The sequence below is a fragment of the Ureibacillus sp. MALMAid1270 genome (assembly GCF_049202975.1).
In the GTDB taxonomy this organism is placed as follows: domain Bacteria; phylum Bacillota; class Bacilli; order Bacillales_A; family Planococcaceae; genus Ureibacillus.
In genome coordinates, this window is sequence record NZ_JBMIRP010000055.1 from 1 (window position 1) to 10876 (window position 10876).

Annotated in this window: 13 protein-coding genes; 4 read left to right on the forward strand and 9 right to left on the reverse strand. The window is 33.0% G+C overall.

Features of this window, described 5'->3' with window-relative positions:
• Positions 1 to 559 precede the first annotated feature (559 nt).
• Complete coding sequence (locus ACOQFO_RS06785; protein ID WP_421688937.1) at positions 560 to 838, forward strand: hypothetical protein; 279 nt, start codon at positions 560 to 562, stop codon at positions 836 to 838.
• Between the two features lie 1648 nt (positions 839 to 2486).
• Here ACOQFO_RS06785 and ACOQFO_RS06790 read toward each other — a convergent pair.
• The 5 genes from ACOQFO_RS06790 to ACOQFO_RS06810 all read right to left on the reverse strand — a co-directional run bounded on the left by ACOQFO_RS06790 (position 2487) and on the right by ACOQFO_RS06810 (position 5531).
• Complete coding sequence (locus ACOQFO_RS06790; protein ID WP_421688938.1) at positions 2487 to 2903, reverse strand: protein-export chaperone SecB; 417 nt, start codon at positions 2901 to 2903, stop codon at positions 2487 to 2489.
• Positions 2904 to 2925: 22 nt separating this feature from the next.
• Entirely contained in the window at positions 2926 to 3168 is a 243-nt protein-coding gene (locus tag ACOQFO_RS06795) for a hypothetical protein (RefSeq protein WP_421688939.1), read from the reverse strand.
• 14 nt (positions 3169 to 3182) lie between these two features.
• Entirely contained in the window at positions 3183 to 3704 is a 522-nt protein-coding gene (locus tag ACOQFO_RS06800) for a hypothetical protein (RefSeq protein WP_421688940.1), read from the reverse strand.
• A gap of 113 nt (positions 3705 to 3817) precedes the next feature.
• A complete protein-coding gene (locus ACOQFO_RS06805) occupies positions 3818 to 4525 on the reverse strand; it encodes an ATP-dependent DNA helicase (RefSeq protein ID WP_421688941.1) in 708 nt (235 codons plus the stop codon).
• 658 nt (positions 4526 to 5183) lie between these two features.
• Entirely contained in the window at positions 5184 to 5531 is a 348-nt protein-coding gene (locus ACOQFO_RS06810) for a winged helix-turn-helix transcriptional regulator (RefSeq protein WP_421688942.1), read from the reverse strand.
• A gap of 133 nt (positions 5532 to 5664) precedes the next feature.
• Between ACOQFO_RS06810 and ACOQFO_RS06815 the strand changes: the two genes are divergently transcribed.
• Complete coding sequence (locus ACOQFO_RS06815; RefSeq protein WP_421688943.1) at positions 5665 to 6537, forward strand: SDR family oxidoreductase; 873 nt, start codon at positions 5665 to 5667, stop codon at positions 6535 to 6537.
• A gap of 530 nt (positions 6538 to 7067) precedes the next feature.
• Positions 7068 to 7412 carry a hypothetical protein gene (locus ACOQFO_RS06820; RefSeq protein WP_421688944.1) on the forward strand — a complete coding sequence of 115 codons (345 nt, stop codon included), beginning with the start codon at positions 7068 to 7070 and terminating at the stop codon, positions 7410 to 7412.
• Positions 7413 to 7714: 302 nt separating this feature from the next.
• Here ACOQFO_RS06820 and ACOQFO_RS06825 read toward each other — a convergent pair whose 3' ends face one another.
• From ACOQFO_RS06825 to ACOQFO_RS06840, 4 genes are all read right to left on the reverse strand, one after another.
• Positions 7715 to 8170 carry a DUF2691 family protein gene (locus ACOQFO_RS06825; RefSeq protein WP_421688945.1) on the reverse strand — a complete coding sequence of 152 codons (456 nt, stop codon included), beginning with the start codon at positions 8168 to 8170 and terminating at the stop codon, positions 7715 to 7717.
• 52 nt (positions 8171 to 8222) lie between these two features.
• A complete protein-coding gene (locus ACOQFO_RS06830) occupies positions 8223 to 8411 on the reverse strand; it encodes a hypothetical protein (RefSeq protein ID WP_421688946.1) in 189 nt (62 codons plus the stop codon).
• A 193-nt stretch (positions 8412 to 8604) separates the two neighbouring features.
• Complete coding sequence (locus ACOQFO_RS06835; RefSeq protein ID WP_421688947.1) at positions 8605 to 8856, reverse strand: hypothetical protein; 252 nt, start codon at positions 8854 to 8856, stop codon at positions 8605 to 8607.
• A 104-nt stretch (positions 8857 to 8960) separates the two neighbouring features.
• Positions 8961 to 9308 (reverse strand): DUF2834 domain-containing protein, encoded by a 348-nt coding sequence (locus tag ACOQFO_RS06840; protein ID WP_421688948.1) that lies wholly within the window; start codon positions 9306 to 9308, stop codon positions 8961 to 8963.
• A 489-nt stretch (positions 9309 to 9797) separates the two neighbouring features.
• On the opposite strand from ACOQFO_RS06840, the gene ACOQFO_RS06845 reads away from it, so the two are divergent.
• A complete protein-coding gene (locus tag ACOQFO_RS06845) occupies positions 9798 to 10697 on the forward strand; it encodes an alpha/beta fold hydrolase (RefSeq protein ID WP_421688949.1) in 900 nt (299 codons plus the stop codon).
• Positions 10698 to 10876 lie beyond the last annotated feature (179 nt).

Genomic DNA, 10876 nt, shown 5'->3' on the forward strand with positions numbered 1-10876 from the left:
TACCAAGAATCACAATTTTTCTAATGTATTGAAGATAATTTCTTCAAGCTTTGTAGTATTGTAGGTTGATTCAATCATTGCTTGTATATATTCATCTTGTTGCAGCTCATTGTAATGCCACATGTACCCTTTTGCTTGGGCCCAATTTTGAATAAATATCAGGAGATAGTCTTTCATTTAAAACAGAAGTAATTCCCATTAATGGAGAGTTAAACCTTGAAACCCTTGATATCTTGGGATATCAAGCAGAAGTTGCTCCAAAGATCGATTCCTACCTTATTAGTCATCTTCAAAATAATTGAAGAGCATTGAATGTATAAATCAATAGTAGGTCTCTATTGTTAAGAGAGTTTACAATGATACGGAAAATCTTACTATGATTTTCCGTATTGTTTTTATATTCTTCAAAATAGTTTACAATTTCAGTTAAGGTGACGTCTTAAATAGTTGCAGCAATTATACACTGGTAAGAACGTGTGCACGCTCAAATTGACCTTATTGTAGAAACGGATGCTAGCTGAAGATTAGACGGCTCTTTTTCTCTTTATGAAGCAGTCTAGTGCAAGAAGAACCAAATAGAAAAGGGGTAGATTCGTTTATGGAAGAAAATCGGAATGGCAAGGGAAAGGTTAACGAAAATAAATTAATGTTGAGAGAAGCAGGCTTTGTAGCATTAGTAATAATACTTTTTCTTCAATACTTTAAACTGGCTGCTTACTTGTCAGATAAATACTTTTTTGAAAGTCCTTTTATGAGCTATCTTGTCTTGATTTTAGGTATTCCTATATCATACATCGCTGCGAAATATTTAGTTTGGATAATTAAAAAAGTATTATGAATAAAGTAGTTTTGTACACAACGTGTAGAAGGACATCAATGTCCGAACTATACCTTGACACTATAGCATTTTGCAATTTTAGCCTAAATTTTGGTGTCCAACCTTTTGGACACCAAAGTCCGGACAGTCTGTTATTAACGGAATAGGCACGACAGAATGTTCCTACCACTTCCTTTAAAAGTGGATCTGTTTGTTCTTAGAGAATCCATAGAAAAGTATTCTGCTCTTAATTCAATGGCATATCCTAAGCCTTCCATCATCTGCACGAAGGTTTTAAAGATAAATTATAAGTAACTTACTTCCAAAGAAAGAAAGAATTAATGAATGATATTAGAGAACACTAAAGGATTTATATTCCCTTGGAAAGTACTTGGATTTTTATTCCAAAAAATTGCATCTTCATTAAATCTTAAATCATCTATTATTATTTGGGGTCGGGGTCAATACCTTTTTCCATGAATTCATTTCTACTAAATAAGACTCTCATTACAAAATCCTCTGATAAATATGAAATAAACTCGCAATTTTCTTTCATTGTAGAAAAAACTGAGTTTACTGGTATATCAACAGGCATTAAGTTTAATTCTTTCTTATTGTCTTTATAATCGAGTAAGTTAAATCTCAAGGAATCTATTGCCACTCCTATTCTGTGGTAGGCTAAGCCCCTCGGTAAAACTTCCCTAATATGTAAATGTCAAAATAAGAATGTACAAATTTGCTTGTATAAGGATGTACAAAAATGATTTTAGAGCAGATCTGGTTAATTATTACAACTTGACATGGAGCCTCTGCAGGCATGGCTATACCCACCAAAAACCCAGCTATACCAACGGCTGCTTAACAATCCGAGGCTACCATACCCGCCACTCCAAGTAAAGTTAAAATAATGCGGAGTGGAAGTATTTTAAATCTCTTAAACAAGCGCTTTTGTACAAATAAAAAAGTCATTTATACTAATACTGCTTTAATCTTTTTTAAACGTATTTTCTTTGTTCTTTGTGACACCTATAAATTTTCTAAATAGGATTATCTCCTCACAAAATTGATGTTATTTACCTTACAATATCCTCGGAAGATATAATTCACAACTTTAAATAGTCCGAGGTCGATTTCCGGCTAAACTCATTGTCTAAATATATTATCTAAAGCATAGTCAGTGGAAATCCATTCATTATTTTTAACATTAAACTTTTCTTGTAGTGGTCTCCCCATTGAAAAATCTACATGTTTTCTATTTTTTTTAAATTAAAAAAACCTCCATTCTCTTAGGAATTTGAAGGTTAATAAAACAATTCAGTTTAAAATGTAATACCCTAATAAATAAAAAAGTTAGGGATTCTTTTAGAAAGTTCAACACCTTCATCAGATACCCTAACCTTTATAATGTTGATTTAACGCTATTTCTAGCGAAAAGATTTTATGGAGACGGCGGGTGTTACTGATCTAAAAACCTTAAACCTTATCATACCAACGTTTATAAGGCTTTTTTGACCATTATAAAATGCTCTTACAAAGGAATTAATAAGGTTTACTCAATTTGCTTACGGAGACGAAAAATTATTCTAATACTATGAAAAGGATAGCCATTTTTATGACGTATCCTTTTCTCTTTTAATTCATATACGATTAGTTAAACTTATTACTAAATTTATTCTGATTCATATTTATCAAATACATTGTATACATTAATAGGCGGTAAAATTACAGGATTAATACCAGCTTGAGCAGTTATACTAGTAATAATTGATCTAACATAAGGCAATAATATAGCCATACCGTTAAATTGAAATTCTTCGATATTGACATCTTCACTACATGTAAAAAAACCTCTTATTATTGTCTTTAAGTAAAAAGGAACTTCTTGATCACTAAAGTCCTCATTAAAAATCTCTGTAGTAAGAATAATAACAGCTTGATCTTTTTCTTGAGATAAAATAGCACTTGCTTTTAAATCAAAATCAAGTTCAATTTCTTTATCCATCTGTAGAAAATCATAATTTCTTTTATAAATCATTTCATCTATCGCGAAATTGTGAAAACGTAATACACTTTTTACTTCGTTCATAATTTATCTCCTATTCCATATTTTAACATGCGGAAGGGAAAGATTGAACCTGAGTAGGTTTATTTGTGGATGGGTTATTTAGACTAAATTTAATTGTTACTTTTCCGCAAACAACAGTTGCTTGATCAACGTCGTAATCCTCAGTATAAATTACCCCATTACTTCCCTCACTTACTTCAAATCCTGATTCTTGAAGCAAATGAACAAACTCTTCATCAGATAAAGATTCAAATAATTTTTTGGCTTCTAATTCTGCATCATACATTCCGTTACACCTCGCTAACTAATAATCTGCTTATTTTTTATAATACGTAAATCTTTAACACATAATTCCACACCATTTGGCACTCTAGAGTCTAACCTGAGCGTTCTATCATATTCTTGATAAGTATATGTAGCTGCTCTAACTAATTTAAAATCTTTAGCCTTACAGATAAAATTATACGTTTTCCCATCAAAATCCTTTTTATTTTTTACTTTAACTTCAATATTTCTGTTTTTTAATTGCTGTTCGATAAGTTGTTTTCTTATAGCATGAAAAAACTTATTATGTTCTCCTAATGGATCTACAACATCAAATACTTTTTCTTTATCTACTTCAATCTCACAACGAACTATATTCTTACTAACTGTAGGATATTTATAATTAGCCCATGAGCGGGCCAATTCCTGATTTTCATCAAATAAATAGGTTCCAGTGCCTAACCATCCAACTTTTGTATAATCTATTACAAAATTTGTTTGTTTAATTCTCTGTGCATTAGTTGTACTAGTTCCATGATAACCGATATAGTACTTCATTAAACGTACCCCTAGTTTCTTCAACTTTATAATTCTACCTCTTTATATTATCCCTATTTATAATTGACTTCAAGTAAAGAAATCAGTAAACGTTTTCTGGAGTTTCTTTATATTCATTGAAGGGCCTCAATTACATCTAAATCAAATTGTTCAACAAATGATTTTAAATCTGTAAAACTTTCTGTAATTCTACCAAAACGAATTGAACTGATTACTTTGTCTTTATACTCATTTTTCCGATTAGAACTTAATCTAGGGTCAAGAATACTTACAATCCCTTTATCTGTTTCACATCTGATTAAACGACCTATACCTTGACGTAAACGTACAATCATTTTTGGAACCTGTGTTTCTAGGAAAAACTCTTTTTCACTAAAAGCTTGTTCTTGTTTATATTCTGATACTGGATCAGGTGTTGGAAATGGAAGACGGTAAATAATTAGATTACTTAGAGCAGGACCTTTTATATCAATTCCTTCCCAAAAAATTCCCGTGGACAAAAGTATTGATTGCTCATCATTCTTAAATTCTTCGATGACTTCTTGTTGAGAAGAATCATTATCTTGAACGAGAATTTTCCACGGCAAATGATACTTATTAAACTCTGTTTGAACATATTTCATATCATCTTTAGATGTAAATAAAATCATAGCTCTACCTTCAGTTAATTGAATTATTTTTATCAATTCAGCAATCGACTGTTCACGAAATAAATCGCGCTCATGTGTTGGATGTGATAATCCAGACGATATATATAACATTGCAGATTCTTCATAAGAATATGGTGAAAGTATGCTCAGCAATAGCTTCATGCTTTTCATATATTTCACTGCTCTTCGTTGTGAACTGTTCAATTGTCTCCTTACACCATTCTTCAAATTCTCGCATTAAAGAATCGTCTCGAAATAGCGTTCGTTCAACAATTCCCAACTGAAAATAACATGCACCGGGTGCATAAATAATTCTGACAATTCACTACAATTTCAAAGGAAGAAGGGATAGGTTCATTGTCCGTTTATCGCAATTTTAAGAAAATTAGAATAGGTACCTGTCCTAAGCTATAGAAAAACCAAGGAAGACTAGTTTTTTTAGCATAAATCCATCATTCTAACCTATCATATAATAAGAAAAGTAGATTTGTACCACAAATTTTGTGACAAATCTACTTGTTCAGTGACTTCTACCTGTCCCTCTGTCCATTCTTAATTAAAATCAAGTTTCTTCGAAAAATGATATGGAAGGGTCTGAGATTCGGCAAATAAATAATCTGTTTATGACAAGTATTGAACAGTTTGAAATTAAACATGACTTTATCATTTACTTATACAATGATAAGGTAGCTACACAGAATAGAGAATTTCCTATTAAGGATGTAATGGATTTTTCTAATCGAGAAATTTCAAACCAAGGTGGTATTTAAGTACGCTACTAGGTGTATATACATATATCGTGAAATCTTCACCAAAAGCTTATACCTATTTATTTTCTTTTTAAATGTTTTTTACTCCAATCGCCCATACTATCAAGAATAGGAATAAAACTCTGCCCCAAAGGTGTTAACGAGTATTCTACTTTAGGAGGAACTTCTTTATATACTTCTCTGTGAACCATTTGGTCTTCTTCCAATTCTCTCAACTGACGTGTCAGTATTCCTTTTGAGATATTAGGTAATAATTTTTGAAGTTCATTAAATCTTCTTGTCTTTGTACTTAAATGCCATAGAATAATGATTTTCCATTTTCCCGCAATTATGTCTTGAGCTTGTGTAACAGGACAAACCTCTATTTGTTCCTCTGGCGGTTCGCCGACGAACCAACTTCGTGCCATAATAAATACCTCTCTTTCTTAATAGTACCATTTTTGTGACTATGTTATAAAAAAATGACTACTTTTAAAAAATATCTAATACTATAATATTAGATTAAGCTTAATAATTAAACAAAGATTGGAGAGATAACTAATGAAATTATTAGTAACAGGAGCAACAGGAAAATTTGGTACCAAAGTTGTAGAAGCTTTATTGAAGACTGTACCAGCTAGTCAACTAGCTGTCAGTGTTCGTAATCCAGAGAAAGCGAAAGGATTGCAGGCTCGTGGAGTAGAAGTTCGACAAGGAGATTTTGATTATCCAGAAACATTGGATTCTGCTTTTGCAGAAATTGAACGCTTATTAATAATTTCTGCGGATGGAGATAATGAAACAAGGATCCGTCAACATGCCAATGCAGTGGCTGCGGCAGAGCGTGCTGGGGTTAAATTCATTGCGTATACCAGCTTAACAAATGCACAAGAAAGTACAAATTTATTCGCACCCACGCACAAGGCAACTGAGGAAGCGATTAAGAAAACAGGCATTCCTTATTCCTTCTTGCGTAATAATTGGTACTTAGAGAATGAAATTCCAAGCATTCAAGGTGTACTAGCAGGAGCTCCTTGGGTGACATCAGCAGGAAATGGAAAAGTCGGATGGGTATTACAACAAGATTATGCCGAAGCAGCAGCTGCGATATTATCTAGTAATGGACATGAAAATACCATATATGAGCTTTCTGGTAAACCTTTGACTCAGGAAGAATTTGTTTCTGTCCTTGGGGATTTACTGGGTAAAGAAATACCTATTCAACAAGTAGATGATGCTACTTATGCCGATATTATGAAGGCTGCTGGTATACAGGATTTCATAATTCCTATACTTGTTGACATCCAAAGAAGCATTCGAGAAGGCTCATTAGATTTCGAGAGTAATGATTTCGAAAAAGTTCTTGGTCGTCCCGCTACGCCAATCAAAGAGGCACTTACTCAAATTGTAAATGGAATTACTCAAAATAAATAATTGAACTGAATCGACCTTATTTACCCTAAATAGGGTCGGTCTTTTTTATTTCGTTTAACAAAAAACTAGGGATAAATACAATTCCCTAGTTTTTCTTATTTGTATCAAATTGCATAAAATGTTTACTCAACAATCTGGCCCTTTAATGAAGTAAACGTAGATTATCTATTTGCTTAAAAAAGACGCAATATACAAGTTATTTTCATCTGTATATCACGCCTCATCGGATAAATTTGTATTAGAAGTTGGTTTGTTGTCCCAATCAGAATTTTCATTATCTACTATTTCAATATTATAAAATCCTAATCCCTTCCCTAATAATAAGTTAATTAACACATTAATTTTCATCGATTTCTTTTTACTTAATTCTTTAATGGTATTGTAGATCGCTTCATTTAAAGTAAAAGTCTTCTTTGAATTTAACTCTTTGTTGTTTGCATCGAGATAATCCTTAAACAGTGTGTACTCGAAATCGAAATCCTTCTTTGAAATATCTTTTACCTTAGTTGTTTAAGTAAATGGTTGCCATTATGGGATTCACTACTATATCATTTCCAGTAGTGAGTTCTGTATCTGCCGAAAATACGTTTATTAAAAATAGTCCAGTAAACATGATAAAACAAACAGACAGTGAATTAATTTATGAAATTGAAGTTAACGGGGAAATTTTAAGATACGAAGAACAAATTAAAGAAAATAATAATAAAACAAAAATTGAAACAAAAGTTTATAAACTTGTTGATGGTAAAAAGAAATTAGTCGATAATTCTAAAAAAGAAATCATTAAAACAGAATCACAAGTAGAATTCATTAAAAATTGGTTTTATGAAAATATATACGGTGAACAATGGATTGCTACCATACGAGATAACTAAAAAAGAGTGCCCCCAATAATATGGGCACTCTTTTCGGGCTATTAGTAAGTTTAAAAATCAAGCAATCAAAAAAGTAAACTGCTATAAAACGTATTTCCAAATCAATTTTTTGCATAAGTTTAGGGATGTGAGGTCTCACTTGCTAGATTAATTTCAATAAAAGACATCATCTTGTTCCTCTACTATAAATAATAATACACAGATTTTTCTGCAACTAATACAAACAATTTAAAAGAGTATCCGAAAATCAAAATTTCGACACTATTTTTTCTCACTTTTCAACAATCAAGTTATATTACATTTTAAACCGTCAAATACGTATGGTCTTTTTCATTTTTAATAAATTTAATATTTTTATAACCATTAGCAACTGCTCTTTCATAGAATTGGTCAATCATTTGAAGATCTTTAGCAAAAATAGAAACATAGGAGCAATCTATCAATAAAAATATTAATTGACATTCACTATCCAAGAAATCCTCATACCATAAAACTTGTTTTACTTCTTTCTGATTTGGGAAGGCTTTTAAATCAGCCGATATTAAATAATATTTATCAGCTGTAATTTTATTTATAAAAGATTGCCCATCCATTGTATCTATAGAGGGGAAAAGTTCAGAGTCTAGTGTGTCATTTTTCACTAAATATGATTCACCATCACCAACTCGCCAATACCAAGATGGATCTATTATCCCTACCAAAATGTCACTTAAGAATTGGGCATATTCATTTGGAATTTCAAAACTTAGACCACGCATTTTCCCCCTCCTAAAATAAATGAATACAATATCTATTATTATATGCTCTCCATTATTCAAATACTGCAGGGAAATGGAAAGGATCTTTTATTTGATTTAACCAATTGTGGTAGTGTGGAAATGGTACAACACCACTATGGAAATAATCAATATCTCTTGTAGCCCAACCATTAATATCAAAGTAACGTCTTTGCTTTATCTCAACTTTACCTGTTGCGGGATTTAAAGTAAACAAATCCATGGAAGAATAAGGGCTAGATGATGGTGGGAGACTTCTTGTTGTAGTAACTAAGAAGAACCTGATTTACTTATGGTACGGTTCCCCACTATTAATGCTAAACCTTAACCTCAACAATTGGCCCTTTGTTGAACACACTTATGATTTCTTCATTCATGCGAACGAATTGTCAGTATAGAAGCTCTTCACTTTAAAACTATCGTTTAAACTTATATTTTCTATCGTCTGTACCATTAATTTCTTCAAGTTCAACCACATTTTGATTGACGAGGCTTTCTAAATAGACACAAGCCCTTGGATAAATCTGCAGGAAACTAGCAGTTGTTCGCCACCTAATGCATAACCAGTGCCGGCCAATTTCAAATCGCTTTTCTAAAATATGAAATTGAAACATCTCTAAAACAACATCTAATTCAACCACATACCTAGCTTTTTCATCCTTGTCCACTGCACTCACCACCGAACGCATATACATTTACAGGTGGTTCTTTAAAGTATCTCTATAGCAGCATTCCTTTGTCGTGAGCATAGCTTTGTGCATGATCAACTTTTTTAGACTGGTATTATGTTTTTATCAACGCCTTGTCGCTTCTTCTCCATATGTATTTCACGAATGAATAAAAATAAAGGAAGGCCTAGTGAAACACCTACTACAAGTGTACCGACAATCGGCAACCATAAAAACCTCATACCAGTTCTTACTCCTTCAAAGAGAATGAACCCGATAAGTACAATTGCTGATACTAAAACATCCATCCATGCAAATGATCCAATACGTGTTTGTGTTATTTCTTCTACTAGTTGAGATATATCAAGGCCATTCTCTATAATCCAAGGGTTAAATTGGGAGTACGGCAACACAACTCCCAACACCACTAATATTCCATAAAAGTATTTCAATGAAACCCCTCCCCGAATTTAAAACTAAATTTGTCCTATAGCTGAATATAGTTGTAAGCTCATCTAAAACATCCAACTTACCTTTGGTAAAATTTCGTTAAACCACCTTTCAGCAGTCTTCTTTTTTCAATACTAATCATACAATCCCCCTCCATAAAACTGCTTTTCTATTTCTCACAATATAATTCTTCATTTTTATAAAGCTATCCTGCCCATTAGCACTTCTTTAGAAGTCACTTTTTTCCTCCTCCCCCTTCATTCCACCCTCTCAAATCGCCCCTCAATAAAAGAGTGCCTTGTACCGCCCGAATCTTGTCGTTGAGAACTCGACAAATTGTGGGTAGGGACAGGTCTTATCAAACTCTCCAAAAATGTCTGCCACGCACTCCCTAAAATTTTTTATACAACATTTTCATTCAAAAAAATTTGAACAAAATCAGGGAATATGATACATTGTTGGTAAATAAAGGGGATAAGGGAGTATCACTCATGAAAGTAGAATCGAAGTCTTTTAGAACGGCAGAAGGTGAAGTGGAATTTTACCAAGCTTACGACAACAGCTTGTCTTTATGGAATGTCCTATATGAATCGATATTTATAGAAACGCAGCTGGGAAGAACACATTTGATTGCTGCAGGACCAGAAAATGCGGAACCATTGCTGTTGATTCATGGTTTTGGATTTGGTGCTCCGATGTGGTATTCCAACATTGAGATGTTAGCAAGTGAGTATCGAGTCTATGCGGTTGATGTCATTGGAGAGTTTAATAAGAGCGATATGGAGAAATCGATCGAAAGCAGAAATGACTATGCTGATTGGATAGCGGAGCTCCTTAATCAACTTCACATTGAAAAAATTACCCTGATTGGCCATTCAAACGGTGGTTGGCATTCGTTGAATTTTGCTATCCATCACCCAGAAAGGGTAAAAAGATTAGTCTTATTGGCACCGGCCGCCTCTTTCATCCCTTTTCATATGCAATTTGGCATCCGGTTGCTACTGATCAATATCATCAGAAATCGGTCGTTCATCTACCGTTATTTCATGAAGTGGATTGTCGCAAAGGGGAATGACGTACATGATTACTTATTTGAACAATTTTATCAAGGGTTGATTCATTTTCAATGGAAGCACAAAATTTTAAGACCCTCGGTATTCAAAGACAGCGAGCTCATGAAAATTAACGTCCCTGTCTGTTTTATGGTTGGTGATAAAGAAGTCATTTACAGCCATCACAAAGTAGTAAAGCACGTCCGGAATACAATCCCACATGCCCAAACGGTGTTAGTGGAAAACGCGGGTCACGCCCTATCCATTGAGAAAGCAGATGTGGTGAATAGAACGATCCAAGAGTTTCTTAGAAATAACATGCACCGGGTGCATAAATAATTCTGACAATTCACTACAATTTCAAAGGAAGAAGAGATAGGTTCATTGTCCGTTTATCGCAATTTTAAGAAAATTAGAATAGGTACCTGTCCTAAGCTATAGAAAAACCAAGGAAGACTAGTTTTTTTAGCATAAATCCATCATTCTAACCTATCATAAAATAAGAAAAGTAGATTTGT

Bases quoted from the DNA above. Each gene is read 5' to 3' on its own strand.
- ACOQFO_RS06830 (WP_421688946.1), bottom strand. From the start codon at position 8,411: ATGGATTTGTTTACTTTAAATCCCGCAACAGGTAAAGTTGAGATAAAG.
- ACOQFO_RS06805 (WP_421688941.1), bottom strand. From the start codon at position 4,525: ATGAAAAGCATGAAGCTATTGCTGAGCATACTTTCACCATATTCTTAT.
- ACOQFO_RS06820 (WP_421688944.1), top strand. From the start codon at position 7,068: ATGGGATTCACTACTATATCATTTCCAGTAGTGAGTTCTGTATCTGCC.
- ACOQFO_RS06800 (WP_421688940.1), bottom strand. From the start codon at position 3,704: ATGAAGTACTATATCGGTTATCATGGAACTAGTACAACTAATGCACAG.
- ACOQFO_RS06845 (WP_421688949.1), top strand. From the start codon at position 9,798: ATGAAAGTAGAATCGAAGTCTTTTAGAACGGCAGAAGGTGAAGTGGAA.
- ACOQFO_RS06795 (WP_421688939.1), bottom strand. From the start codon at position 3,168: ATGTATGATGCAGAATTAGAAGCCAAAAAATTATTTGAATCTTTATCT.
- ACOQFO_RS06790 (WP_421688938.1), bottom strand. From the start codon at position 2,903: ATGAACGAAGTAAAAAGTGTATTACGTTTTCACAATTTCGCGATAGAT.
- ACOQFO_RS06815 (WP_421688943.1), top strand. From the start codon at position 5,665: ATGAAATTATTAGTAACAGGAGCAACAGGAAAATTTGGTACCAAAGTT.
- ACOQFO_RS06825 (WP_421688945.1), bottom strand. From the start codon at position 8,170: ATGCGTGGTCTAAGTTTTGAAATTCCAAATGAATATGCCCAATTCTTA.
- ACOQFO_RS06810 (WP_421688942.1), bottom strand. From the start codon at position 5,531: ATGGCACGAAGTTGGTTCGTCGGCGAACCGCCAGAGGAACAAATAGAG.